Below are 24,616 nucleotides of genomic sequence, written 5' to 3'. Positions count from 1 at the left end.
CCGCTATGCCCGTTGTGCCCGGCTCAGGCCCAGAGGTGCCCGTCGATGCCCTGCGCGGCGGTCCCCAGGTCACCGGAGTACGCGCCGGTGGACAGGTACTTCCAGCCGCCGTCACACACGATCATGACGACGTCGGCGCGCTGCCCGGCGTCGAGCGCCTTGTTCGCGACGCCGAGTGCGGCGTGCAGGATCGCGCCGGAGGAGATCCCGGCGAAGATGCCCTCCTGCTCGACGAGCTGGCGGGTGCGGCGCAGCGCGTCGTAGGAGCCGACCGAGAACCGTCCGGTCAGCACGGTCTCGTCGTAGAGCTCCGGGACGAAGCCCTCCGAGAGGTTCCGCAGGCCGTAGACGAGCTCGCCGTACCGCGGCTCCGCCGCGACGACCTGCACGTCGGGCTTGTGCTCGCGCAGGTAGCGCCCGGCGCCGACGAGGGTGCCGGTGGTGCCGAGCCCGGCGACGAAGTGGGTGATCGACGGCAGGTCCCGCAGGATCTCCGGGCCGGTACCGCGGTAGTGCGCGTCGGTGTTGGCCGGGTTGCCGTACTGGTAGAGCATCACCCAGTCCGGGTGCTCGGTGGCGAGCTGCTTGGCGACGGCGACGGCCTGGTTCGACCCGCCCGCCGCCGGCGAGGAGATGATCTGCGCGCCGTACATGGCGAGCAGCTGCCTGCGCTCGGAGGAGGTGTTCTCCGGCATCACGCAGATGATCTCGTAGCCCTTGAGCCTCGCGGCCATCGCGAGCGAGATCCCGGTGTTACCCGAGGTGGGCTCCAGGATCGTGCAGCCGGGCGTGAGCAACCCCTGCTTCTCGGCGTCGGTGATCATCGCCAGCGCGGGCCGGTCCTTGATCGAGCCGGTGGGGTTGCGGTCCTCCAGCTTCGCCCACAGCCGCACGTCCTCCGACGGCGACAGGGACGGCAGCCCGACCAGCGGGGTGTCGCCGACGGCGTCCAGCAACGAGTCGTAACGCACGGGTTCTCCTCACACGACGGCACCGGGCGGGGACGCCGCCCGGTGCCGGGGTCCGGTGGGCTCAGCGACCGCCGGCCACGGCCGGGAGGATCGTGAACGTGGAGGACTCGGAGACCGGGGCCTCCAGGCCGCCGGCGAAACGGATGTCCTCGTCGTCGACGTAGATGTTGACGAAGCGGTGCAGCTTGCCGTCGGTGATCAGACGGTCCTTGATGCCGCTGTGCCGCGACTCCAGGTCGTCGATGACCGCCGAGACGGTGTCGCCCTTCGCCTCGACGGTCTTCTCACCGTCGGTGTGCGTGCGAAGGATGGTGGGGATGGAGACGGAGACGGCCATCTCTGTGATCACTCCTGGTGGGTCGCTCTGGCGTGGATTTCTCACGCGCGACAACGCGGCCGGAGTACGGCGACATTCCCGCGCGACCTCCGGCGCGGGTGCGCGAGAGGGTCGATCAGGCCCGGTCGGGCACGTCGTCGGAACCGGTGTGGGAGAACATGTAGGACTCCACGACCGCCAACTCGTCCTCCACGACCTCGCCGTCGGCGAGGTGGTAGGAGCGCACCTCGGGCTCGGCGTCGGCGGTGGCGAGGCCCACGATCAGCCAGTGCTGGTCGGGGGTCCACTCCATCTGGGCGACGTCCTTGGGCGACGGGTAGGCCTCGGGCAGGCCGGTGTGCGCCACCGGGCGCCGCGGCAGCCGCGTGTGGGAGTGGACGACGAGCATGCGGCGCTCACCGGCCGCGTCCAGCTCGCGCTCCAGGCGGATGTCCTCGGCCGGGGCGAAGGCGAAGTCGCTCGCCAACTCGTCGGCGTTGGTCATCGGCACGTAGCGCTCGGGGTGCTCGCCGGTCTCGGGACCGACGAGCTGCCCGCACGACTCGACCGGGAAGTCCCGGCGGGCATGCGCGACGATCGCATCGACGAGGTCGGACCGGAGGACGAGCACGACCCGAGGATACGCGGCCCCGGCCGCGGGACCGAACACCCGCCGGGCCGGAACCGGCCGTTCACGCACCCGACACCACGTTCTGTGATCCCGGCCACGACCTCCCGGGCGGGGGTGCGTCCATACTGCGCTGCGTGCCCCCCCCTCCGGTCGCCGTGTCGGATTCGTCCTCGCCGCCGTGCTCGTCGTCGTCCTCGCGGTCGCGGTCACCGTCGAGGCGGTGACGCTCTCGGGCCGCCCCGCCGCGGGCGCGCCCGGCTCCGGCACGGTGCGGCTCATCGCGCTCAACGACCTGCACGGCAACCTGGAGCCGCCCTCGGGGTCCTCGGGCCGGGTGACCGACGACGCCGGCGCGCAGGTCGAGGCCGGCGGCGCCGCGTTCGTCGCCGCGCACGTCGCGGCGCTGCGGGCGCAGGCCCCGGCGAGCGTGGTGCTGTCCACCGGCGACAACGTCGGCGCGTCTCCGCTGGCGTCGGCGCTGTTCCGCGACGAGCCGACCGTCGAGGTGCTGGAGCGGATCGGCGTCGCGGCGTCCGCCGCGGGGAACCACGAGTTCGACGAGGGCATCACCGAGCTGCGCCGGCTGCAGCGCGGCGGCTGCCACCCGGCCGACGGCTGCCGCTTCACCCCGTCCTACGACGGCGCGTCGTTCCCGATCCTGTCGGCGAACGTGACCGAGGGGAAGCCCGCGCTCGCCGCGTCGACGGTGGTGGAGACGGGCGGCGCCCGGATCGGCGTCATCGGCGCCACTCTGTCCGAGCTGCCCGACCTGGTCTCCCCCGACGGCATCCGCGGCCTGGAGGTCGGCGACGAGGTCGCCGCGGTCGACGCGGCGTCGCGCGAACTGACCGCGCAGGGGGTGCGGGCACAGGTGCTGCTGCTGCACCAGGGCGACGAGGCGACCGGCGACGGCGGCCCGGACGCCTGTGCGATCGAGCCCGGCGGGCCGGGGTCGCGGATCGCGGCCGCGGTGTCCGCCGACGTCGACGCGGTGTTCTCCGCGCACACCCACCAGCAGTACGCGTGCTCGGCGACAGACCCGGCCGGGAACCCGCGACCGTTCGTGCAGGGCCTGTCGTCCGGCAGGTTGCTGTCGGTGGTCGACCTCGCCCTGACCGGCGACGGCGACGTGGACCGCGGCGCGACGACGGCCCGCAACGAGGTCGTCACCCGCGACGTCGCCCCCGACCCGGCCGTCGCCGACATCGTCGACCGTGCGGTCGCGCAGTCGCGGCCGCTGGCCGAACGGCCGGTCGGAACGGTGACCGGGCCGCTGCTGCGTGCGGCCGCACCGACCGGGCTGTCCCCGCTCGGCACGGTCATCGCCGACGCCCAGCTGGCGGCCTCGCGCGGTGACGGCGCACAGCTCGCGCTGACCAACCCCGGCGGGGTGCGCGCGGACCTGGTGCCGGGCCCGGGCGGGCGGGTCACCTACGGGCAGGCCTACACGGTGCAGCCCTTCGGCAACATCCTGCAGACCATGACGCTCACCGGCGCTCAGCTGCGCGCGGTGCTCGACCAGCAGTTCACCGTCGACGACGGTCCGACGGTGCTGCAGAGCTCGTCGAACCTGCGTTACACGGTGGTGGCCGGGAACCGGGTCGGTGACATCTCCATCGGCGGCGTCGGAGTCACCGACGACGGCCGCTACCGGGTCGCGACGAACAACTTCCTGTCCGCGGGCGGCGACGGCTTCGACACCTTCACCGCCGGGACCGAGCTGGTCGGCGGCCCGGTGGACCTCGACGCGTTCGTCGCGTACCTGGGCGCGAACCCGGGCCTGGCCGCGCCGTCGACCGACCGGATCGTGCGCCGCTGAGGGTCGGCCGGGCGGGTCAGAGCCCGCGGACGCGGACCCGGACCAGGGAGTCCTGCACGTAGGTCAGCCAGTGGTAGACGCCCAGGTGCTGGGCCCGCGGGTCGTCGTCGGACAGCTGCTCGGGCATGTCCTCGTTCACGTCGAGGGCGGTGCCGAGCGCGAGCCGCACGTCGTTGAGGGCGGCCAGCCAGGCGTCGACCTGGGCCTCGGTGAGCTCGAGCCGTCCGCCCGCCTCGGGCAGCGTGTCCAGCACGGTCGCCGCGGCGGTGTCCTTGGCCTCGATCAGCGACGGCTCGTGCAGCGAGCGCATCCCGCCGGCGAGATCGGAGTCCTCGGTGGTGAAGTCCGGCAGCAACCGGGCCAGCACCCGGTCGGTCGGCCGCGACGTCGGGCCGGTGCGGATGCCGGTCAGCTCGGCCAGCTCGTCGGTGGGCGCGAGCTCGGCACGACCGGCGAGCATCTGGCGGATCTCGACGAACAGGCCCCGCAGGACGACGGCCTCCTCGCCGGAGAACCCGGACGTGTAGCGGACGCGGTCGCCCCGCCCGCTGCGCTTCCAGCCGTTCACGCTCAGGCCCGCTGCATGGTGGCCCACAGGCCGGCCGCGTGGAGCTGGGCGACGTGGCCCTCCACGGTGTCCTTGTCCCCCGCCGACACCGCGGCGCGTCCCTTGTGGTGCACGTCGAGCATCAGCGCGGTGGCCTTCGCCTCGGGGTAGTGGAACACCTTCTGCAGCACGTAGGTCACGTACGACATGAGGTTGACCGGGTCGTTCCAGACGATGGCCTGCCACGGCGTGTCGGGGCCGGCGGACTCGTCCAGGTCGGGCGTGACCTGCTCGGTGGGCGCCGGGGACGGCGCTGGGGACGGCGCGGACATGCGCCCCATGGTGGCACAGGAGCCGTAGGCTCCCGGTCATGACCGGCACGGCCCTGCTGACCGACCGCTACGAGCTGACGATGGTGGCGGCGGCCCTCGCCGACGGCACCGCGGAACGCCACTGCGTCTTCGAGCTGTTCGCGCGCCGCCTGCCCGACGGGCGCCGCTACGGCGTCGTCGCCGGGACGGGGCGGCTGCTGGAGGCGCTGGAGCGCTTCCGGTTCTCCGCCGCCGACCTGGAGTTCCTCGCCCCGGTCGTCGACGCGGCGACCCTGGAGCGCCTGGGCGACTACCGCTTCTCCGGCGACGTCGACGGCTACCCGGAGGGCGAGCTGTACTTCCCCGGCTCCCCCGTCCTCACCGTGACCGGCACCTTCGCCGACGCGGTGATCCTGGAGACCGTCGCCCTGTCGATCTACAACCACGACTGCGCGATCGCCTCGGCGGCGGCCCGGATGGTGACCGCGGCGGCCGGCAGGCCGCTCATCGAGATGGGCTCGCGGCGCACCCACGAGGAGGCCGCCGTGGCCTCGGCCCGGGCCGCGTACCTGGCGGGCTTCGCGACGACGTCGAACCTCGCCGCGGGTGCCCGGCACGGCATCCCGACCGCGGGCACCGCCGCGCACGCCTGGGTCCTGCTGCACGACGACGAGCCGGCGGCCTTCGCCAGCCAGGTCGCCGCGCTGGGCACCGGCACCACGCTGCTCGTCGACACCTACGACATCCGCCGCGGCATCGAGTACGCCGTCGCGGCCGCCGGGCCCGGGCTGGGGGCGGTCCGCATCGACTCGGGCGACCTCGGCGAGCTGGCCCGCCAGGCCCGCGAGCAGCTCGACGCGCTCGGCGCCACCGGCACCCGGATCGTGCTCTCCGGCGACCTCGACGAGTACGCGATCGCCTCGCTGCGCGCCGAGCCGGTCGACTCCTACGGCGTGGGGACCTCGGTGGTCACCGGGTCGGGCTCGCCGACGGCCGGGATGGTCTACAAGCTCGTCGAGGTCGACGGGCGCCCGGTGGCCAAGCGGTCGAGCGCGAAGGAGTCCCGCGGCGGGCGCAAGGCGGCGCTGCGCCGGTTCAAGCCGACCGGGACCGCGGTCGAGGAGGTCGTGTACCCCTACGGCACCGACCCGGTCCTCGGCCCGCACGACCGGGTGCTGCCGGTGCCGCTGGTGCGGGACGGGAAGGTCGTCGCCGACGACGTCGTCACCGGGCTGGAGGCCGCCCGGGAGCGGCTGCGGACGGCGCTGGTCGCCGTACCGTGGGAGGGGCTGAAGCTGTCCCGCGGCGAGCCTGCGATCCCGACCACCTTCCTCACCGGGAGCTGAGCCATGGCACGAGCGTTGATCGTCGTCGACGTCCAGAACGACTTCTGCGAGGGCGGCGCCCTCGCGGTGGCCGGCGGGGCCGCCGTGGCCGCCGGGATCGGGCCGCTCGCGACCGGTGGCCGCGACGGGCGGGTCTACGACCACGTCGTCGCCACCCGGGACGTGCACGTGGACCCGGGGCCGCACTTCTCCGACACCCCGGACTTCGTCGACTCCTGGCCGCCGCACTGCCGCGCGGGGACGCCGGGCGCGTCGTTCCACCCGGCACTGGACGTGGCGCCGATCGAGTGCGTCTTCGACAAGGGCGCCTACACCAGCGCCTACTCCGGGTTCGAGGGCGCGAGCGCGAACGAGTCGGGCACCCCGCTGGGCGACTGGCTCACCAAGCACGGGGTGACCGAGGTCGACGTCGTCGGCCTGGCGACCGACCACTGCGTCCGGGCGACCGCGCTCGACGCGTCCCGGCTCGGGCTGGCGACGACGGTGCTGCTGCACCACTGCGCCGGGGTGGCACCGGAGACGACGGAGCGGGCGCTCGCCGCGCTGACCGAGGCCGGCGTGGAGCTCCGCACCGCCTGACCCCCGGCGGCCCCGGCGCCGGACCGGCCGGACTCGGTGCCGGACTCAGTGCCGGTCGGCGGTGCCGACGGGGGCGGGCCGGTCGTCGTCGGGCCGGTCGACCGGGGCGAGGGGGTCGACGACGGCGACCGGGACGGGCTCGGCCCGGTCCCCCGCCCCGTCGGCGGTCGCGGCGGCGGTCGCGGCGGGGTGGGTGCCGTCCGGGGAGGCGGGCTCACCGGAGTCGTCCTTCGCGAAGGACCCGACCTTCACGTAGAAGTCGTCGCCGTGGTTGTCGGTCGCCCACTCGACGGCCTGCTCCATCACCTCGGCGCTCTTCTCGGCGCGCAGGATAACCTTGTCCCGGCGCACGTCGCGGTGCAGCGCCAGGCACAGCAGCACCATGATCACCACGAACGGCGCGGCGACCAGGATCGTCAGGTTCTGGATGCCCGACAGGGCGTCCTCACCCCCGGTGACCAGCATCAGCACCGCGACCGCGCCCATCGCGGCACCCCAGAAGACCACGACCCACCTGCTCGGCTCGATGGTGCCGCGCTGGGACAGCGTGCCCATCACGATCGACGCGGCGTCGGCGCCGGACACGAAGAAGATCGCCACCAGGACCATCACGAGCAGGCCGGTGGCCGTGGCCCACGGGTAGGCGCCGAGCATCTGGAAGAGCTGGACGTTGGAGTCGTCGGAGAACTGCGCACCCTGCTGGGCCTGCTCGACGGCGGCGCCGCCGAAGATGCAGAACCAGACCAGCGAGACCAGGCTCGGCGCGAGGATGACGCCGCCGACGAACTCACGGATGGTGCGCCCGCGCGAGATCCGCGCCAGGAACATGCCGACGAACGGCGTCCACGAGATCCACCACGCCCAGTAGAAGACGGTCCAGCTCGACAGCCACTCGAGCATCGGCTCGCCGCCGACGGCCTCGGTGCGCCCGACCATCTCGAAGAACTGCGCGAAGTAGGCGCCCAGCGCGGTCGGCACCAGGTCCAGGATGATCACCGTCGGGCCGACGACGAACACGAACAGCGCCAGCGCCCCGGCCAGCACCATGTTGGTGTTGGACAGCCACTGGATGCCCTTGGCGACGCCCGACACCGCGGACAGGATGAACGCCGCGGTCAGCACGACGATGATCGCGGCGAGCACGCCGGCCCCCGGCACACCGTCGACCCAGCCGACGGTCTGCATGCCGCCGCCGATCTGGAACGCGCCCAGACCCAGCGAGGCCGCGGAGCCGAACAGCGTCGCGAAGATCGCGAGGATGTCGATCGCCCTGCCGATCGCCCCGTCGGCGGCCTTCTGCCCGATCAGCGGGACGAACGCCTGGCTGATCAGCTGCCGCCGGCCCCGGCGGAAGGTGGAGTAGGCGATGGCGAGGCCGACGACGGCGTAGATCGCCCACGGGTGCAGCGTCCAGTGGAACAGCGACGTCGCCATCGCGACCTGCATCGCCTCGGTCGTCGCGGGCGCGGCGGACCCGGGCGGCGGGGAACGGAAGAAGGTCAGCGGCTCGGTGACCCCGAAGAACATCAGCCCGATGCCCATCCCGGCGGAGAACATCATCGCGATCCAGGAGACCGTGCGGAACTCGGGCTCCTCGTCGTCGGCGCCGAGCTTGATGCGCCCGAAGCGGCTGAAGGCCAGGAACAGCGCGAACGCGACGAAGGCGGTCGCGGCGAGGATGAAGCCCCAGCCGCCCCCGCGCATCAGGGCCTCGATCATCCCGGACGCGGTCGTACGCAGGTTCTCCGGCGCCGCGACCCCCCAGACGACGAACAGCAGGGCCAGCGCGGCGCCGATCCCGAAGACCGTCCAGTCCGTGCGGGGGCGCTCCGGGGGCGCTCCGGGGTCCTCGGTACACGACCGGGGATCGACTTGCGTCATGACGTCTCCACCTCTGTCCGGGTGCGGGGGAAGTGCGGTCCGTGCGCCGCTCCGTGGGTCGTGCGGTCCCGCGGCCGGGATCGCCGGCGCGACGGGTGCGGGGGCGGGTCCCTCCCGGCCGCGCAGGCGGCGCCGGAGGGGCGGCGGCCGGCCGGGACCGCGCCCGGCCTCACCTGCTCCCCATCAGATACTCGATTAATATATCTGTGCACGTTATGATGGCCCCGAAGCGGCGGTCAAGACCCCACCGGCCGCTCGGAGCCCGCCGACACCGGAGTCGCCACCGTGCCCCCAGCAGTTCCGTCGCCCCGCCCGGGACGACCGGCCCACACCCCGGGCCTGCACGAACACCACTGCCGCGACCCCTTGACACCGACCCGGGAGACGCGCTCCCATCGTGGTGCGCATTGAGCGACTCGTTGCTTGTTACGCAACAGTTTCCCGTGTTTCTCGTGAGTTTCCGCGGCCCCGATCGCCGCCGTCATCGCGTCGGAATCCCACTGCAGGAGGTGATCCGCTGTGCCGCAACGCTTCCACCGTGACCGCACGCCGGTCGCCTCCGGCGCCCGGCCGTCGCGTGAACCCCCGGTCCCGCGGCGCCGGCCTCCGTAGCACCCCGACGCCGTCGCACCGATCCCGAGCTCGGCCCGCCGGAGGCCCACCCGTCGACGGCTACCGGCCTCGCACCCCGCCCCGCAGCCGCACGCCCGACCGTCGCCCACGAGGAGTACCGCCATGACGACCGGTGAGTTGTCGACCCCCGCCACCGAGGGGCAGAGCCTCCCGGACAGCCTGCGAGAGACCCTCGCCGGCCACTACTACACCGACCCCGCGATCTTCCGGGCCGAGCAGGACAACATCTTCCACAAGACGTGGTTCTGCGCGGTGCTGGCCGCGGACCTGGACAAGCCCGGCGCGTTCGAGACCGTCCAGATCGGACGGGAGAGCGTGATCGTCACGCGGGCCAGGGACAACTCCGTGCGGGCCTACCTCAACGTCTGCCGGCACCGCGGCGCGCGGCTGTGCACGGAGGAGAAGGGCGAGGTCAAGCGCTCCTTCCAGTGTCCGTACCACGCCTGGACCTACGGCCTGGACGGCAAGCTCATCGCGGCGCCGAACCTCAGCTCGATGCCCGACGTCGACAAGGTCGAGTACGGCCTGCACACCGTGCACGTCCGCGAGTGGCTGGGCTACGTCTGGCTGAGCCTGGCCGAGGAGCCGCCCTCCTTCACCGAGACGGTGATCGGTGACGTCACCACCCGGCTCGGCTCGCCGGACGCGATCGTCGGCTACGACGTCGAGAACCTGAAGCTCGGCCGGCGCATCTCCTACGACGTCACGGCGAACTGGAAGCAGATCGTCGAGAACTTCATGGAGTGCTACCACTGCGCGACGATCCACCCCGAGCTCACCGAGGTGCTGCCCGAGTTCGCCGACGGCCTCGCCGCCCAGTACTTCGTCGGGCACGGCGCGGAGTTCGGCGAGGAGATCAAGGGGTTCACCGTCGACGGCTCGGAGGGGCTCACCCGCATCCCGGGCGTCGCGCAGGAGCAGGACCGCCGCTACTACGCCATCACCGTGCGACCGTCGGTGTTCATCAACCTGGTCCCCGACCACGTGGTGTTCCACCGCATGTTCCCGCTGACCGCCGAGCGGACCCTGGTCGTCTGCGACTGGCTCTACCTGCCCGAGGTCGTCGACTCCGGCGCCGACATCGACCGCTCGGTGGAGCTGTTCCACCGGGTCAACGTCCAGGACTTCGACGCCTGCGAGCGCTGTCAGCTCGCGATGGACTCGCGCTCCTACGAGAAGGGCGGCGTGCTCGTGCCCAGCGAGCACCACATCGGCGAGTTCCACGACTGGGTGCGCGACCGGGTGGGCTGATCCCCGCTCCGTCCCGCACCACCACGACCGCCCCGCCCGGCCCGCCGGCGCGGGGCGGTCGTGCGCCCCACTCCCCCTTCCCGCCCCCCGGCATCGGGCAGAAGTGCACGAACACCGTGGCACCCCACCACGACGCGTGGCACCCCACGCGTCGGGTGCCACGAGACGCGAGGTGTCGCCGGGCCGGGCAGCGGCAGGCGGGACACGACCGACAGAACGCGGAACGGCCCCGCCCCCGCGGTGCGGGGACGGGGCCGTGGAGGCCGGAGCGGCGTCACCGGAAGACGACCGTGCTGCCGCCGGTCAGCAGCACCCGTCGCTCGCAGTGCCAGCGGACCGCACGGGACAGGGCGAGCGCCTCGGCGTCGCGGCCGACCATCTGCAGGGCCTTCGGGTCGTAGGAGTGGTCGATCCGGATCACCTCCTGCTCGATGATCGGGCCCTCGTCCAGGTCCGGGGTGACGTAGTGGGCGGTGGCGCCGACCTGCTTGACGCCGCGCTCGTAGGCCTGGTGGTAGGGGCGGGCGCCCTTGAAACCGGGCAGGAACGAGTGGTGGATGTTGATCGCCCGGCCCTCGAGGGCCTTGCAGGTCTCGTCGGAGAGCACCTGCATGTAGCGGGCGAGCACCACCAGCTCGGCGTCGAACTCGTCGACGAGCGACAGCAGCCGCACCTCGGCCTCGGGCTTGGTCTCCGCGGTCACCGGGACGTGCACGAACGGCAGCCCCGCCGCCTCGGCCATCGGGCGCAGGTCGGAGTGGTTGGACACGACGGCGACGATGTCGGCGCCGAGGCTGCCGGCCCGCCAGCGGAAGATGAGGTCGTTGAGGCAGTGGCCGAGCTTGGAGACCATCACCAGGATCCGGGCGGGGACACCGTCGGTGAAGGTGAAGCTCATGCCGAACTCCGCCGCGACGGCCTCGAAGTCGCGACTGACGGCGTCGAGGTCCACGTCCTGCTCCGCGCCGACCTGGGTGCGCAGGTAGAGGCGGCCGCGCAGCGGGTCGTCGAACTGCTGGTACTCACCGATGTCGCAGCCGTGCTCGAACAGGAACGCGCTGACCGCCCGCACGATGCCGGTGCGGTTCGGGCAGTCCAGGGTCAGGATGAAGGAACGGGACACGGCGGCCTCTCCTCGGTCGGACGCGGTCCGCGGAGACCGCGGCACGCTGTAGATAGTGCATTGATATATCAGTCTCAGTCAAGAGGTGTGGGGCTGTCCGAGGACTGTTAATCACACATGTCGCGTTAACATGCGACGGTGACCGCACTTCCCGACGACGCCGAGCCGGAGTACACGTCCCTCGCCGACAAGGCGTACACGGTGATCCGGGATCGGCTGATCATGCTCGACATCCCGCCGATGACGGCCATCGACGACGTCGCCCTCGCGAAGTCCCTCGAGGTCGGTCGCACCCCCGTCCGGGAGGCGCTCAAGCGGCTCGAGATCGACCGGCTGGTCGTCTCCTACCCGCGCCGCGGGACGTTCGCGACCGGCGTCGACATCACCGACCTCGCCTACATCTCCGAGATCCGTGTGCAGCTCGAGCCGCTCGCCGCGCGCCGTGCCGCCGAGTACTCCGGCCCCGCGACCCGGGCCGACCTCGCCGAGCTCGCCGACACGATCGACCGGATCGACGTGCGCACACTGGACCGCGACGAGCTGATGCGCTGGGACCTGCACGTGCACCGGACGATCTACTCCGCGGCGGCCAACCCGCACCTCGAGGACACCCTGATCCGCTACGACAACCTGGCGACCCGGATCTTCTGCCTGTTCCTGGACCGGATGACCGACTTCGACCAGCACGTCGGCGAGCACTCGGGGCTGCTGCGGGCCATCGCGGGCCAGCAGGCCGACGAGGCGGCCGAACGGGCCCGCGCGCACGTCATCGGGTTCGAGAAGGCGGTCCGCCAGGTCGTCTGAGCGGGGCTCGGACGTGGGTGCGCGCCGAGCGGACGGTGTGCGCCAGCAGCAGCGCCGTGGTCACCGGACCGACACCACCGGGCACCGGCGTGAGCGCCCCCGGCCTCCGCGCGACGTCGACCGCGTCGACGTCGCCGACCAGGCTGCCGTCGGGCGCGGTGTTGGTACCGACGTCGACCACGACCGCGCCGTCGGCGACGTGCTCGGCGCGGATCAGCCCGATCCGCCCGACCGCGACGACCAGCACGTCCGCGGTGCGGGTGTGCTCGGCGAGGTCCTTGGTGTGGCGGTGGCAGATCCCGACCGTCGCGTCGCGCTGCAGCAGCAGCTGGGCGGTCGGCTTGCCGACGACCAGCGAGCGCCCGACGACGACCGCGCTGCGCCCGGCCAGCTCGACGCCGTGGTGGTCGAGCAGCTCGAGCACCGCGGCCGCGGTGGCCGGCGGGTAGGCGGGCAGGCCCGCGGCGAGCCGGCCCGCGGACAGCGGGTTGGCGCCGTCGACGTCCTTCTCCGGGACGATCGACGCGGCCAGCTCCTCGACCCGCGCTCCGTCGGGCAGCGGGGTCTGCAGGATGATGCCGTGCACGGTGTCGTCGCTGCTCAGGCGGGCCAGGGTGGCGCCGATGAGCTCGGGCGCGGCGTCCGGGCCGAGGTCGACGACCTCGCACTCGACGCCGACCCGGCGGGCGGCGCCGGACAGCGAGCGGACGTACCAGCCGGCGCCCTCGTCGGCGGTGGCGACGACGACGGCCAGCCGCGGTGCGACGCCGAGCAGGGTGAGCGCGGCGGCCTCGGCGTGCACGCCCCGGCGCAGCTCGCGGGCGCGCGCGGTGCCGTCGAGCACGACGTGGTCGGGGCGGGGGGGCGGCGGGGTGGGGGCCTGCGGGGTCATCGGCGGATCTGCTCCCGTACGTCGTCGGTCACCGTGTCGGCCCGGCGCAGCAGGTCGTCGACGCCGGTCAGTGCCGCGGACAGCTCGTCGCGCGCCGGCGGGTCGGTGAGGCCGCCAGGTTGATCTCGACGTCGAGCCGGGCGGTGCCGGCCGCGGCCCGGGCGGCGTCGGCCGCGGCTCCCCCGTCGCTGATCACGTGGGGGTTGCCGATCGGCCGCAGCCGCTCGGCGAGGTCGCCCACCTGCTCCGCGGCGCGGATGACCTGCGCCGGGATCCGTCCCGCCTCGACCAGTGCGGCGGCGATCGCCGCGGTGCGGGTCCGCCCCGCCTCCTCGGTGTCGCGCGGGAGCGTGTAGGCCGCGCCGAACGCGCGGGCGTCGTCCTCGGCGAGTCCGAGGCCGGTGATGCGCAGCGCGTCGGCCCGGTTGCGGATGTCGAGCACGGTGTCGGTGTGCCCGGCGTATCGCTCGCCGTTGGTGTGGCGGGCGACCATGCCGAGCAGGGCGGCGGCCTGCGCGAGGTGCTGGCCCGCCGTCGCGCCGCCGCCCGGGGCGGGGACGCGGGCGGCCAGGTCCCAGAGGAACCGGTCGAGGGTGTCGGAACGCATGGGGTCCTTCCGTGCGGCGGTGCGACGGGGGTGGCACGTCGGGGCCCGGGGCCCCGGGGGGGGTGGGCCGGCCCCGGGCCGTGCGGGTCAGCGCCGGATGCGGCTCATCTCCGGGTCGAACAGCGGCTCGGCCGCGACCGAGGCGCGGATCCGCCGGTCGAAGTACTGGATCTCGACCCCTCCCCCGACCGGCAGCCCGGCGGGCAGCCAGGCGTAGGCGACCGGGGTCCCCAGGGTGTAGGCGTACGCCGCGGAGGTGACGTAGCCGGCGGGCTCGCCGTCGACGAACACCGCCTCGTGGCCGAGGACGACGCTGCGGCCGTCGTCGATCGTGAGGCAGGTCAGCCTGCGGGTGACGGCGTCGGGGTCGATCTTCTCGACGGCTGCGCGGCCCACGAAGTCGCCCTTGGTGTGCGGGCGGACCGCGAAACCGAGACCGGCCTCGTACGGGTTGTGCTCGGTGGACATGTCCGCGCCCCAGGAGCGGTAGCCCTTCTCCAGCCGCAGGCTGTTGAACGCCGCGCGCCCGGCCGCGACGACGCCGAGCGGGCGCCCGGCCTCGTACAGCACGTCCCACAGCTTCCGGCCGTACTCGGCGCTGGTGTAGATCTCCCAGCCGAGCTCGCCGACGTAGGACAGCCGCATCGCCGTCACCGGGATGCCGGCGATGTGCGCGGACTTCGCGCGGAAGTACTTCAGCCCCTCGTGGGAGAAGTCGTCGCCCGACAGCGGCTGCACCAGGTCGCGGGCCAGCGGGCCCCAGACGCCGATGCAGCAGGTACCGCCGGTGATGTCGCGGACGACCACCGAGTGGTCGTCGGGCAGCGCACGCCGCAGATGGTCGAGGTCGAGGTGGGAGTTCGCGCCGACCTGGAACAGCTGCTCGCCCAGCCGGGCGACGGTGAGGTCGCTGCGGACGCCGCCGGCCTCGTCGAGCATGAGGGTGTAGGTGACGGCGCCGACGGACTTGTCCATCGTGCCGGTGGTCAGGCCCTCCAGGAACGCGCACGCACCCGGCCCGGACACCTCCAGGCGCTTCAGCGGGGTCATGTCGTACATCGCGACCGCGGTGCGGGTCCGCCACGCCTCGACCGCGACGACCGGCGAGTGGAACATCGCCGACCACGCGTCGCGGGACGGGGCACGCCACTCGGCGGGCAGGTCCTTCGCCAGCACCGCGTTGGCCTCGTACCAGTGCGGACGTTCCCAGGCGTGGGACTCCAGGAAGAACGCCCCGAGCTCGCGCTGGCGGTCCACGAACGGGCTGGTCCGCAGGTCGCGCGGGGACAGCTTCGGCTGCAGCGGGTGCAGCACGTCGTAGATCTCGATGAAGTTCTGCTGCGAGGTCTCGTCGACGTAGGCGTCGGTGGTCTCGACCTCGTCGAAGCGGTGCACGTCGCAGCCGTGCAGGTCGAGCTCGCTGCGGCCCTCGACGAGCAGCTGCGCAACCGAGCGGGCGACGCCGGAGGAGTGGGTGACCCACACGGCCTCGGCGATCCAGAAGCCGGCGACGTCGGCGGACTCGCCGATCAGCGGGCCGCCGTCGGGGGTGAAGGAGAAGACCCCGTTGAAGCCGTGCTCGATCGTGGAGCGCTGCAGACCGGGCAGCAGCTGCGTGCTCTGCTCCCACTGCAGCGCGAAGTCGTCGGAGGTGAAGGGCAGCATCGAGGGCTGGGTGCGCTCGCCTACCTCGCCGTCGCCGACCTCGGGCAGGTCGGAGATCGACACCGGCATCGGGCGGTGGGCGTAGGAGCCGATGCCGATGCAGTCGTTGTGCTCGCGGTAGTAGAGGTCGGCGTCCTGGTGGCGCAGGATCGGCAGCCGCGCCTCGATCAGCTCGTCGTTGCGGCCGACGAGCTGCTCGACCTGGGTGGTGCGGGCGTACTGGTGGGCCAGGGGCAGCAGCGGCACCCGCATCCCGACGAGCTTTCCGAGCTCGCGGCCCCAGAACCCGGCGCAGGACACGACGATGTCGGCGGGGACGGTCTCGCCGTCGGCGGTCTCGACGCCGGTGACCCGGCCGCCGGACTGCGCGATGCCGGTGACGCGCACCGAGCCGCGGAAGACCGCACCGCGGGACTCGGCACGCCGGGCCAGCGCGACGACCGCGCGGGCCGCCTTGGCCAGGCCGTCGGTGGGGGTGTGCAGGCCGCCGAGGACCTGGTCGGCGTCGAGCAGCGGGTGCAGCCGCGCGCACTCGGCGGCGTCCACGACCGACGCCGGGACCCCGCGGGAGACCGCCCAGCCCCGCTTGCGGTGCAGGTCGGCGAGCCGCTCCGGGGTGGTCGCGACCTCCAGGCCGCCGACCTGGTTGAAGCACCAGCCGCCGTCGACGTCCAGGCTCTTCAGCTTCTCGACGGTGTAGGTCGCGAACGCGGTCATGGTCTTCGACCCGGTGGTCTGGAAGACCAGGCCGGGGGCGTGCGAGGTGGAACCGCCGGTCAGCGGCAGCGGCCCCTGGTCCAGGACGGTGACGTCGGTCCAGCCGCGGGTGGTGAGCTCGTCGGCCAGGTTCGCCCCGACGATCCCGGCTCCGATGATGACGACACGGGGGGTCATGGTGGTCTCCTTCTGCGTGGTCGTCGGGCGGGTCAGCCGGCGAGGGCCGGCGACGCGGCGGGGTCGGCGGCGGGGTCGTCGCGGAACTCCTGGGCGGCGTCGAGCAGCCAGTCGGCGAGGTGGCCGGCGAACGAGCTGCGGACGTGCACGTCGAGGACCGCTCCCCCGTCGGCGTCGGCGGCGGCGTCACGGGCCAGGAGGAGCACCCCCGCCCCGCCGAGCAGCGTCTGGGCGCTGCGCCCGGCCGGGAACGAGCGCGGGTGCAGGTCCAGCGAGCAGCCGAAGGACAGCAGCTCGCGGGCCAGGCGCCCACCGATCCGCAGCACGACCCGCTGGGCGGAGGTGTCGACGGCGGCGCCGCCCGCCTCCCCGGCGACGAGCGCGCGCAGCGCCGCCTCGGAGACCGCGGCGTTCGCGGAGCGGCTGGTGACCAGCCACTCGTCGGGTCCGAGCCAGACGACCTCGCCGTCACCGGCGGCGACCCAGGTGTTCGCACCTGTCGGCAGCGCGGTGCCGAGCGCGGCGTCGACACCGGCGCGGGCCGGGCCCGCCGGGTCGAGACGCAGGGTCACCGACTGCGCGGTCGGCAGGACCTCGACCGAGAGGCCGCCGTCGGTGTCCCGGGCGAGCCCGGTCAGTGCCGTGGCGTGGGCGTCGAGCGGGTGCGTGGTGGCGAGCTCAGCCGTCACGGCGGGCTCCTTCCGGGTCGACGAGGACGGGTCCGGTGATCTCGACCGGGACCAGCGCCCCCTGGTGCGGGACGTGCACGACGTCGCCGATGCGGTCGCGCCCGCCCTCGAGCAGGGCCAGCGCGAACGGCCGCTCCAGCTCCGCGGACAGGTAGCTGGACGTGACGTGGCCGAGCATCGGGACCGGCGGCGGGGGCAGGGTGCCGTCGGGCGAGAACTCGACGATCTGCGCCCCCTCGGGCAGCCGGGTGCCGCGGTCGGTGGGGAGCAGCCCGACCAGGTGCCTGCGCATCGGGTCGGTGTTGGAGGCGCGGGCGAAGGAGCGCTTGCCGACGAAGTCGACCTTCTTCTTCGACACCGCCCAGCTCATCCCCAGGTCGTGCGGGGAGACGGTGCCGTCGGTGTCCTGCCCGATGATCGGGTAGCCCTTCTCGGCGCGCAGCACGTGCATCGTCTCGGTGCCGTAGGGGGTGATGCCGTACGGCTCGCCGGCCGCGACCAGCCGCTCCCACACGGCCAGGCCGTACCGGGAGTCGACGTTGACCTCGAACGCCAGCTCGCCGGAGAAGGAGATCCGGGCCAGCCGGACCGGCACCCCGTCGAGCTCGGTGTCGCGCCAGGTCATGAACTCGAACGCCGCGGCGGAGGCGTCGACACCGGGGAACACTGCGGAGATCACGTCGCGCGAGCGGGGCCCGACGACCGGGAACACCGCCCAGTGCTCGGTGACCGACGTGAGGTTCACCTTCAGGTGCGGGACCTCGGTCTGGCGCCAGTCCTCCAGGTGGCCGAGCACCGAGGCGGCGCCGCCGGTGGTCGTGGTGAGCAGGAACCGGTCCTCGGCGATGCGGAGCACGGTGCCGTCGTCGGTGACCATGCCGTCGTTGCCGCACATGACGCCGTAGCGGACGCGGCCGACCTTCAGGCTGCTCATCAGGTTCGTGTAGACGAGGTCGAGGAACGTGTCCGCGTCCGGGCCCTGGACGTCGATCTTGCCGAGCGTGGAGCCGTCCATGATCGCGACGTCGCGGCGGGCCGCGGCGCACTCGCGCAGCACCGCGGCATCCATGTCCTCACCGGCCCGCGGGAAGTGGCGGGGCCGCTTCCACTGGCCGACGTCCTCGAACACCGCGCCGTGTGCGACGTGCCACGGGTGCACCGCGGTGGTGCGGACCGGGTCGAACAGGTCCCCACGCTCGCGGCCGGCGAGCGCGGCGAACGACACCGGGGTGTAGGGCGGGCGGAACGTGGTGGTCCCGAGGTCGCCCGCCGGGCGGCCCAGCAGCTCCGAGGTGATCCCGGAGGCGATGGTGCCGGAGGTCTTGCCCTGGTCGTGGGCGGTGCCGATGGTGGTGTAGCGCTTCACGTGCTCCACCGAGCGGAGCCCGGCGCCGACGGCCCGCTCGATGTCGGCGACGGTCGCGTCCCGCTGGACGTCGACGAACTGGCGCGCGGAGTCGCCCGCGGTGCGCCACAGCACCAGGCCGGGGGTGCGCGCGGGCTCCGGGGCGCAGCTCGGGGCGTCGCCGCCCGCGCCCTCGGCCAGGCAGCCCGCCAGGTCGAGGATACCGTTCGCGGCGCCGATCACCTCGGTGCCCGCGATGTCGGCGCCCGGCCGGAAGGCTCCCAGACCGGAGTCGAAGACCAGCTGTCCGCGCACATGGCTGAACAGGTGCGCGGTGGGCGTCCAGCCACCGGAGACCAGCAGCAGGTCGCACGCCAGCACCTCGGTGCCGTCGCCGGTCGCGACGTGCGCGGCGGACACCCGGCCCGCGGCGTCGCCGTCGGAGCCGACGACGGTGGCGCCGGCCGTCACGGTCACCCCGGCCTCGGTGCACTCCCGCGCGCGCTCGGTGGGCGGCGTGGCGCGGGCGTCGACGAGGGTGACGCGCGCCCCGGCCCCGGCCAGGTCGGCGGCGGCGAGGTAGGCGGCGTCGTCGGTGGTGAACACGACGACCTCGCGTCCGGCGAGCACGCCGTAGCGGTGCAGGTACTCCCGCGCCGCGGACGCGAGCATGACACCCGGCCGGTCGTTGTCGGCGAACACCACGGGGCGCTCGATCGCGCCGGCCGCGACGGCGACCCGCCCGGCCCGGATCCGGTGCACCCGCTGGCGGGACCGGTGGGTGGGGGCGGCCGCGCCGAGGTGGTCGGTGCGCCGCTCCAGGGCCAGGACGAACCCGTCGTCGTAGTGGCCGAAGGCGGTGGTGCGCTGCAGCTGGCGCACCTCGGGGTTCTCCGCGAGCTCGGCGACGACGTCGGCGACCCAGCGGTGCGCGGCGCGCCCGTCGATCCGGTCGGTCGGGACGAGCGCGCCACCGGCCTCCGGACGGTCGTCGACGAGCACCACGCGGTCGCCGCGGCGGGCCGCGGTGCGTGCGGCGAGCAGCCCGGCCGGGCCGGCGCCGATCACCAGGGTGTCGCAGTGGGCGTGGCGACGGTCGTACCGCGCGGTGTCGGGCACCGTCGCGAGCCGGCCCTGCCCGTTCAGGCCGCGGGCGACCAGGCCCTCGTGGAGCTCGACGGTGGCGGCCTGCAGCATCGGCTCGGGGAACGGCTCCTCGACCTGCACGAGGCCGACCGGGTCCTCGGTCCAGGCCCCGCCGATACCGCGCGGGCGGCCGAGCTTGACCGAGCCGCCCAGCACGGTGACCCCGTTCGCGAGCAGCGCGGAGGCCAGCGTGTCACCCGGGTGGCCGGTGTAGGTGGTGCCGTCGAAGACGAAGGTCAGGGTGCGGGTCCGGTCCACGCGACCGAAACCGTCGACGCGGGTCATGCTCGGGCCCCCGGGATCTGCGGCCGGGCCCCGCCCATCGGGTAGACGGCGAGGAACCGGTAGGTGTGGGTGTCGCGGACGGCGTTGAACCAGCGGCGGCAGCCTGCGGAGTGGTTCCAGCGCTCGGCGAACGGGCCTTTCGGGTTGTCCCGGAAGAACACGTAGTGCGCCCACTGCTCGTCGTCGAGCTCGGCCGGCGCGGCCGGGTACTCGACGTGGGCCTGGCCGCCGTAGTGGAACTCGACCTCCTCGCGGGGGCCGCACCAGGGGCAGTCGATGAGTTGCACGGTGGCGGCTCCTGGGGTCAGTGGGCGACGCCGGCGGCGCCGTGCTCGTCGACGAGCGCGCCGGTGACGAACCGGTCGAGGGCGAACGGGGCGATGTGCGGGTGCAGCTCGTCGGTGGCGATGGTGTGGGCCAGGCACCAGCCCAGCCCGGGCGTCACCTTGAAGCCGCCGGTCCCCCACCCGGAGTTGACCAGCACGTTGGAGTACGGCGTGCGGCCCACGATCGGCGATGCGTCCGGGGTGACGTCGACGATGCCCGCCCAGCTGCGTAACAGGTGCGCCCGCGCGAACACCGGGAACAGCTCGACGGCGGCGGCCATCTGCCGCTCGATGATGTGGAAGGCGCCGCGCTGCCCGTAGCCGTTGTAGGAGTCGACGCCGGCGCCCATCACGAGCTCGCCCTTGTGCGCCTGGGAGACGTAGACGTGCACCGCGTTCGACATGACGATCGTCGGATGCACCGGCTCGAGCAGCTCGGACACCAGCGCCTGCAGTGGGTGCGACTGCAGCGGGGTGTCCACGCCGAGCCGGTCGAGCAGGGTCGAGGTGTGCCCGGCCGCGCAGAGCGCGACCTGCCCGCACGCGATGTCGCCGCGGCTGGTGCGGATCCCGGGGACCCGGGCGTTCCCGTCCTCGACCGAGCCCTCGGTGACGAAGTCCAGCACCTCGCAGTCCTGGATGAGGTCGACCCCGGCGGAGTCGGCGCGACGGGCGAAACCCCAGGCGACGTAGTCGTGCTTGGCGATGCCGGCCCGGGGCTGGTAGGTCGCGCCGAGCACCGGGTAGCGGATGTCGTGCGAGACGTTGACGATCGGACAGATCTTCGCGACGTCGTCGGGGCCGAGGTACTCGGCGTCGATCCCGTTGAGCCGGTTCGCCTCGACCCGGCGGACCGAGTCGCGCACGTCCTGCTCGGTGTGGGCGAGGTTCAGCACGCCGCGCTGGGAGAACAGGATCGGGTAGCCGAGGTCCTCCTCCAGCCCCTCCCACAGCTTCAGGGCGTGCTCGTAGACGAAGGCCGACTCGTCCAGGAGGTAGTTGGAGCGGATCAGCGTGGTGTTGCGGGCCATGTTGCCGCCGGCGAGCCACCCCTTCTCCAGCACCGCCACGTTGGTGATCCCGTGGTTCTTGACCAGGTAGTGGGCGGTGGCCAGACCGTGCCCGCCGCCGCCGACGATGACCACGTCGTAGGAGCGCTTCGGCTCGGGGTTGCGCCACAGGACGTCGGGGTGCTCGGGCAGGTGCGCCCCGGGAGGCGTGTTCCCGGTGCCGGTCTTCTCGGTGCTCATGCCGTCAGCTCCGGGTAGAGGGGGTGGCGGTCGGCGAGGACGGTGACGCGGGCGGCGAGCTCGTCGAGCTCGGCGTCGCCCGCGTCGGGGCGCAGGGCGCAGGCGATGATGTCGGCGACCTCGGTGAAGTCCTCGGCATCGAAGCCGCGGGCGGCCAGCGCGGGGGTCCCGATCCGGACCCCGGAGCTCACCGTCGGCGGGCGCGGGTCGAACGGGACGGCGTTGCGGTTGACGGTGATGCCGACCCGGTGCAGCCGGTCCTCGGCCTGCTTGCCGTCGAGCTCGGAGTCGCGCAGGTCGACCAGGACCAGGTGGACGTCGGTGCCGCCGGAGACCACGCCGACGCCGGGCTCGGTCGCCAGCCGCTCGGCGACGATCCGGGCGCCGGACAGGGTGCGCTGCTGCCGCTCGGCGAACGCGGGCTCACCGGCGAGCTTGAACGCGACGGCCTTGGCCGCGATCACGTGCTCCAGGGGGCCGCCCTGCTGGCCGGGGAAGACCTGCGAGTTGAGCTTCTTGGCGAGCTCGGCGCGGGCCAGGATGATGCCGCCGCGCGGGCCGCCGAGGGTCTTGTGGGTGGTGCTGGTGACGATGTCGGCGTACGGCACCGGCGACGGGTGCAGCCCGGCCGCGACGAGCCCCGCGAAGTGCGCCATGTCGACCATCAGGTACGCACCGACCGCGTCGGCGATCTGCCGGAACTCGGCGAAGTCGAGCTGCCGCGGGTAGGCCGACCAGCCGGCGATGATCAGCTTCGGGCGGCGCTCGTGGGCCAGGCGCTCCACCTCGGCCATGTCGACGCGGTGGTCCTCGGCGCGGACGTGGTAGGCCGCGACGTCGTAGAGCCGCCCGGAGAAGTTGAGCCGCATGCCGTGGGTGAGGTGCCCGCCGTGGGCCAGGTCGAGGCCCAGGATCGTGTCGCCCGGGTCGAGCAGCGCGGCCATGACGGCCGCGTTGGCCTGGGCGCCGGAGTGCGGCTGGACGTTCGCGTAGTCGGCGCCGAACAGCGCCGTCACGCGGTCGATGGCGAGCTGCTCGATGACGTCGACGTGCTCGCAGCCGCCGTAGTAGCGGCGGCCGGGGTAGCCCTCGGCGTACTTGTTGGTGAGCACCGAGCCCTGCGCCTGCATGACGGCCAGCGGGGCGAAGTTCTCGCTGGCGATCATCTCCAGGGTGCCGCGCTGGCGACCCAGCTCGGCGGCGACGGCCGCGTGCACCTCCGGGTCGGTCTCGGCGAGCGTCCCGTCGAGGACCCCCGTCGCACCGTTCGACGGACCCCGATCCACGGCGAACGTCGTCATGGGCACCTCCAGATATCTTCTCCAGAAGACTGATATATCAACTGTCTGCGGTTAGCCTCGCACGGCACTCTCGGCAGGTCAAGAGGCTGATCGTGGTGCGCGCGAACGGGTCCGGACACGCCTGCGGCGCAGGTCCTCGTGAGGACCTGCGCCACAGGTGACGTGCCGGGTCAGGCGAGCCGTTTCGCCAGCTCCCGGCGCATCCGCCCGAAGGGCCGGGGACGGTCGACGCCGAGCACGCCGACGGCCTCCCCCGCGGCGTCGAGGAACACGGCGAGGAACCCGCCGTCGACCTCGAGGTCCCCGTCGTCGATCCGGACCGAGCCGTCCGCGGCCCGGTGCCCGGCGAACTGGATGGTGTGCCCGTACTGGTCGGACCAGAAGTAGGGCACCGCGTGGTGGGCCGGCAGCGAGTGCTCGGTCCCGAGCAGCGCCGCGGCCGCGACGGCCGGCTGCTGCAGCGCGTTGGTCCAGTGCTCCAGGCGCAGCCGGGAGCCGGTGTAGGCGCGGTGGGTGCTGGCACAGTCCCCCACCGCGACGATCCCGGGCAGGGTCGTGCGGCCCGCGGCGTCGGTGACGACACCGTCGTCGAGCTCCAGACCGGAGCCGTCGAGCCACTCGACGTTCGGGATCGCACCGATCCCGACCACGACCACGTCGGCGGGCAGCGCGCGGCCGTCGGTGAGCTCGACCCCGGTGACCCGGGGCGATCCGACGAGCCGGGCCACGCCCGTGCCGAGGTGCAGCGGCACCCCGGCGGCGGTGTGCAGGCGGCCGCAGGCGGTGCCCATCTCGGGCCCGAGGGCCCGCTGCAACGGCACCGGGGCGGCCTCGACGATCGTGACGTCCAGACCGAGGCCGTGGGCGGTCGAGGCGACCTCGGCCCCGACGAACCCGGCGCCGATCACCACCAGCCGCCGGCCCGGGACGAGGTCGGCGCGCAGGGCGCGGGCGTCGTCGAGGGTGCGCAGGGTGTGCACCCCGCCGGGCAGCTCACCCGGCAGGTTCCGGGCGCGGGCGCCCGTGGCGAGCACGACGGCGTCCGCCGAGAGGGTCGAGCCGTCGTCGAGAGTGACGGTCCGGGTCGGGCCGTCGAGGGCGAGTGCGGTGCGGCCGAGGCGCCAGACCACGTCGAGCGCGGCGTCGTCGTCCTCGGTCAGGGCGATGGCGTCCTCGTCGGAGATCCCGGCGAGGAACTCCTTGGACAGCGGAGGGCGGTCGTAGGGGACGTGCTTCTCGTCGCCGACGACCGTGATCGTCCCGGTGAAGCCCTGGGCGCGCAGGGCTCGCGCCGTGGCGAGGCCGGCGAGCGAGGCGCCGACGACCGTGACGTCACGCATCAGGTGCCGGCCTGTACGCCCGGGCGGACGCCGGTCGCGGCACCGGAGGCGGGGACCGACTCGACGACGTGGACCACACCGTCGGCGATCACCACCTGGTGTGTGCGGACGGGGGTCTTCGCCGGCGGGCCGCTCGGCATCCCGGTCCGCAGGTCGAAGCAGGCCGCGTGCAGCGGGCACTCCACCGCACAGTCCTCGAGCCATCCGTCGGACAGCGAGGCGTCCTGGTGGGTACACGTGTCGTCGATGGCGTACAGATCGCCGTCGACGTTGAAGACGGCGATGGGCACCGCCCCCTGGACACGAACGGACTCCCCGACGGGGATGTCGGACAGCTCGCCCACGAAGATCATGCTTCCTCCACTGTTGCCTATCGCGAAACCCGCCATGCCATGCGCAACCGTATGGTGAGGCCGCAGGTCGCAGCCGTCAACGAGCGATTTTTCGACCGGCCCGGAGCGGGCAACGACGTCACGACGTGGAAATGTGAGCGGCTGTCCCCGGTGACCGAAAGGCCCGGGAAACCGGCACCGGCACACTCCGGGCCGCCCGTCGACGAAAGATATATCACTCGTGGACACGTGACACCATGGCCGCGAGAATGGTGGTGTGGCGATACTGCGACGCCACGTCGGCACGGCTGCCGCAGCGCGGCCGATCGATC

22 protein-coding genes are annotated in these 24,616 nt (G+C 73.3%); 5 read left to right on the top strand and 17 right to left on the bottom strand.

Annotated features, from left to right (window positions below; all coding sequences use genetic code 11):
* Nucleotides 1–23 precede the first annotated feature (23 nt).
* The 3 genes from MTO91_RS06030 to MTO91_RS06020 form a co-directional block, all read right to left on the bottom strand.
* Nucleotides 24–971, bottom strand: coding sequence for a PLP-dependent cysteine synthase family protein (locus tag MTO91_RS06030; protein WP_476653996.1), 948 nt, complete (start codon nt 969–971; stop codon nt 24–26).
* Between the two features lie 61 nt (nt 972–1,032).
* Complete coding sequence (locus tag MTO91_RS06025) at nt 1,033–1,308, bottom strand: MoaD/ThiS family protein (RefSeq protein WP_073576170.1); 276 nt, start codon at nt 1,306–1,308, stop codon at nt 1,033–1,035.
* 115 nt (nt 1,309–1,423) lie between these two features.
* Nucleotides 1,424–1,918, bottom strand: a complete 495-nt coding sequence (locus MTO91_RS06020; protein ID WP_476653995.1) for a M67 family metallopeptidase — start codon at nt 1,916–1,918, stop codon at nt 1,424–1,426.
* 178 nt (nt 1,919–2,096) lie between these two features.
* Here MTO91_RS06020 and MTO91_RS06015 point away from each other — a divergent pair, with 178 nt between their 5' ends.
* Complete coding sequence (locus tag MTO91_RS06015; RefSeq protein ID WP_476653994.1) at nt 2,097–3,737, top strand: bifunctional metallophosphatase/5'-nucleotidase; 1,641 nt, start codon at nt 2,097–2,099, stop codon at nt 3,735–3,737.
* 16 nt (nt 3,738–3,753) lie between these two features.
* Here MTO91_RS06015 and MTO91_RS06010 read toward each other — a convergent pair whose 3' ends face one another.
* Nucleotides 3,754–4,305 (bottom strand): DUF2017 domain-containing protein, encoded by a 552-nt coding sequence (locus tag MTO91_RS06010; protein ID WP_100879829.1) that lies wholly within the window; start codon nt 4,303–4,305, stop codon nt 3,754–3,756.
* Between the two features lie 2 nt (nt 4,306–4,307).
* Nucleotides 4,308–4,616: an ATP-dependent Clp protease adapter ClpS gene (gene clpS / locus MTO91_RS06005; RefSeq protein ID WP_060710877.1), complete on the bottom strand. Its 309-nt coding sequence runs from the start codon at nt 4,614–4,616 to the stop codon at nt 4,308–4,310.
* 38 nt (nt 4,617–4,654) lie between these two features.
* On the opposite strand from clpS, the gene MTO91_RS06000 reads away from it, so the two are divergent.
* Nucleotides 4,655–5,941 carry a nicotinate phosphoribosyltransferase gene (locus tag MTO91_RS06000; RefSeq protein ID WP_251785510.1) on the top strand — a complete coding sequence of 429 codons (1,287 nt, stop codon included), beginning with the start codon at nt 4,655–4,657 and terminating at the stop codon, nt 5,939–5,941.
* Between the two features lie 3 nt (nt 5,942–5,944).
* Nucleotides 5,945–6,520, top strand: coding sequence for an isochorismatase family protein (locus tag MTO91_RS05995; protein ID WP_476653993.1), 576 nt, complete (start codon nt 5,945–5,947; stop codon nt 6,518–6,520).
* A gap of 45 nt (nt 6,521–6,565) precedes the next feature.
* On the opposite strand, the gene MTO91_RS05990 is transcribed toward MTO91_RS05995, so the two are convergent.
* Complete coding sequence (locus tag MTO91_RS05990; RefSeq protein ID WP_476653992.1) at nt 6,566–8,401, bottom strand: BCCT family transporter; 1,836 nt, start codon at nt 8,399–8,401, stop codon at nt 6,566–6,568.
* Between the two features lie 735 nt (nt 8,402–9,136).
* On the opposite strand from MTO91_RS05990, the gene MTO91_RS05985 reads away from it, so the two are divergent.
* On the top strand, nt 9,137–10,285 hold the full coding sequence (locus tag MTO91_RS05985; protein ID WP_405418949.1) for an aromatic ring-hydroxylating oxygenase subunit alpha: 1,149 nt from the start codon (nt 9,137–9,139) through the stop codon (nt 10,283–10,285).
* 274 nt (nt 10,286–10,559) lie between these two features.
* Here MTO91_RS05985 and purU read toward each other — a convergent pair whose 3' ends face one another.
* On the bottom strand, nt 10,560–11,408 hold the full coding sequence (purU, locus tag MTO91_RS05980) for a formyltetrahydrofolate deformylase (protein WP_405418950.1): 849 nt from the start codon (nt 11,406–11,408) through the stop codon (nt 10,560–10,562).
* Nucleotides 11,409–11,546: 138 nt separating this feature from the next.
* Here purU and MTO91_RS05975 point away from each other — a divergent pair, with 138 nt between their 5' ends.
* Nucleotides 11,547–12,212: a GntR family transcriptional regulator gene (locus MTO91_RS05975; RefSeq protein WP_208825059.1), complete on the top strand. Its 666-nt coding sequence runs from the start codon at nt 11,547–11,549 to the stop codon at nt 12,210–12,212.
* Here the strand turns inward: MTO91_RS05975 and MTO91_RS05970 are convergent.
* The 10 genes from MTO91_RS05970 to MTO91_RS05925 form a co-directional block, all read right to left on the bottom strand.
* Nucleotides 12,175–13,104, bottom strand: a complete 930-nt coding sequence (locus tag MTO91_RS05970) for a bifunctional 5,10-methylenetetrahydrofolate dehydrogenase/5,10-methenyltetrahydrofolate cyclohydrolase (protein WP_476653991.1) — start codon at nt 13,102–13,104, stop codon at nt 12,175–12,177. The genes MTO91_RS05975 and MTO91_RS05970 overlap by 38 nt on opposite strands.
* A gap of 67 nt (nt 13,105–13,171) precedes the next feature.
* Nucleotides 13,172–13,711 (bottom strand): cyclodeaminase/cyclohydrolase family protein, encoded by a 540-nt coding sequence (locus MTO91_RS05965; RefSeq protein ID WP_357437413.1) that lies wholly within the window; start codon nt 13,709–13,711, stop codon nt 13,172–13,174.
* Nucleotides 13,712–13,798: 87 nt separating this feature from the next.
* Nucleotides 13,799–16,270 carry a GcvT family protein gene (locus tag MTO91_RS05960; protein WP_253066824.1) on the bottom strand — a complete coding sequence of 824 codons (2,472 nt, stop codon included), beginning with the start codon at nt 16,268–16,270 and terminating at the stop codon, nt 13,799–13,801.
* Nucleotides 16,271–16,302: 32 nt separating this feature from the next.
* Nucleotides 16,303–16,959, bottom strand: a complete 657-nt coding sequence (locus MTO91_RS05955) for a sarcosine oxidase subunit gamma (protein WP_357437416.1) — start codon at nt 16,957–16,959, stop codon at nt 16,303–16,305.
* The gene (locus tag MTO91_RS05950; RefSeq protein ID WP_357437418.1) at nt 16,949–19,735 is read right to left on the bottom strand and encodes a 2Fe-2S iron-sulfur cluster-binding protein; all 2,787 of its coding nucleotides are present in this window, start codon (nt 19,733–19,735) and stop codon (nt 16,949–16,951) included. Before MTO91_RS05950 ends, MTO91_RS05955 begins: the two co-directional genes overlap by 11 nt.
* Nucleotides 19,732–20,022: a sarcosine oxidase subunit delta gene (locus MTO91_RS05945; RefSeq protein ID WP_073576180.1), complete on the bottom strand. Its 291-nt coding sequence runs from the start codon at nt 20,020–20,022 to the stop codon at nt 19,732–19,734. The genes MTO91_RS05950 and MTO91_RS05945 overlap by 4 nt, the downstream gene beginning before the upstream one ends.
* Nucleotides 20,023–20,039: 17 nt before the next feature.
* Nucleotides 20,040–21,311, bottom strand: coding sequence for a sarcosine oxidase subunit beta family protein (locus tag MTO91_RS05940; protein WP_357437420.1), 1,272 nt, complete (start codon nt 21,309–21,311; stop codon nt 20,040–20,042).
* Nucleotides 21,308–22,612 carry a serine hydroxymethyltransferase gene (gene glyA / locus MTO91_RS05935; protein WP_357437423.1) on the bottom strand — a complete coding sequence of 435 codons (1,305 nt, stop codon included), beginning with the start codon at nt 22,610–22,612 and terminating at the stop codon, nt 21,308–21,310. Before glyA ends, MTO91_RS05940 begins: the two co-directional genes overlap by 4 nt.
* 170 nt (nt 22,613–22,782) lie before the next feature.
* Nucleotides 22,783–23,952, bottom strand: a complete 1,170-nt coding sequence (locus MTO91_RS05930) for an NAD(P)/FAD-dependent oxidoreductase (RefSeq protein WP_357437426.1) — start codon at nt 23,950–23,952, stop codon at nt 22,783–22,785.
* Nucleotides 23,952–24,305 carry a bifunctional 3-phenylpropionate/cinnamic acid dioxygenase ferredoxin subunit gene (locus MTO91_RS05925; RefSeq protein WP_476653990.1) on the bottom strand — a complete coding sequence of 118 codons (354 nt, stop codon included), beginning with the start codon at nt 24,303–24,305 and terminating at the stop codon, nt 23,952–23,954. Before MTO91_RS05925 ends, MTO91_RS05930 begins: the two co-directional genes overlap by 1 nt.
* Nucleotides 24,306–24,616: the final 311 nt, after the last annotated feature.

The sequence above is a fragment of the Pseudonocardia sp. 2-7 genome, assembly GCF_056341085.1.
This window is presented reverse-complemented; position numbering and strand designations above follow the sequence as displayed.

Excerpts from the sequence above, each read along its gene's own strand:
- MTO91_RS05970 (WP_476653991.1), bottom strand. The coding sequence starts at position 13,104 with ATGACCCCGCAGGCCCCCACCCCGCCGCCCCCCCGCCCCGACCACGTC.
- MTO91_RS05985 (WP_405418949.1), top strand. The coding sequence starts at position 9,137 with ATGACGACCGGTGAGTTGTCGACCCCCGCCACCGAGGGGCAGAGCCTC.
- MTO91_RS05960 (WP_253066824.1), bottom strand. The coding sequence starts at position 16,270 with ATGACCCCCCGTGTCGTCATCATCGGAGCCGGGATCGTCGGGGCGAAC.
- MTO91_RS05990 (WP_476653992.1), bottom strand. The coding sequence starts at position 8,401 with ATGACGCAAGTCGATCCCCGGTCGTGTACCGAGGACCCCGGAGCGCCC.
- MTO91_RS06025 (WP_073576170.1), bottom strand. The coding sequence starts at position 1,308 with ATGGCCGTCTCCGTCTCCATCCCCACCATCCTTCGCACGCACACCGAC.
- MTO91_RS05940 (WP_357437420.1), bottom strand. The coding sequence starts at position 21,311 with ATGAGCACCGAGAAGACCGGCACCGGGAACACGCCTCCCGGGGCGCAC.
- MTO91_RS05965 (WP_357437413.1), bottom strand. The coding sequence starts at position 13,711 with ATGCGTTCCGACACCCTCGACCGGTTCCTCTGGGACCTGGCCGCCCGC.
- MTO91_RS05925 (WP_476653990.1), bottom strand. The coding sequence starts at position 24,305 with ATGATCTTCGTGGGCGAGCTGTCCGACATCCCCGTCGGGGAGTCCGTT.
- clpS (WP_060710877.1), bottom strand. The coding sequence starts at position 4,616 with ATGTCCGCGCCGTCCCCAGCGCCGTCCCCGGCGCCCACCGAGCAGGTC.
- MTO91_RS05950 (WP_357437418.1), bottom strand. The coding sequence starts at position 19,735 with ATGACCCGCGTCGACGGTTTCGGTCGCGTGGACCGGACCCGCACCCTG.
- glyA (WP_357437423.1), bottom strand. The coding sequence starts at position 22,612 with ATGACGACGTTCGCCGTGGATCGGGGTCCGTCGAACGGTGCGACGGGG.
- MTO91_RS05995 (WP_476653993.1), top strand. The coding sequence starts at position 5,945 with ATGGCACGAGCGTTGATCGTCGTCGACGTCCAGAACGACTTCTGCGAG.
- MTO91_RS06000 (WP_251785510.1), top strand. The coding sequence starts at position 4,655 with ATGACCGGCACGGCCCTGCTGACCGACCGCTACGAGCTGACGATGGTG.
- MTO91_RS05930 (WP_357437426.1), bottom strand. The coding sequence starts at position 23,952 with ATGCGTGACGTCACGGTCGTCGGCGCCTCGCTCGCCGGCCTCGCCACG.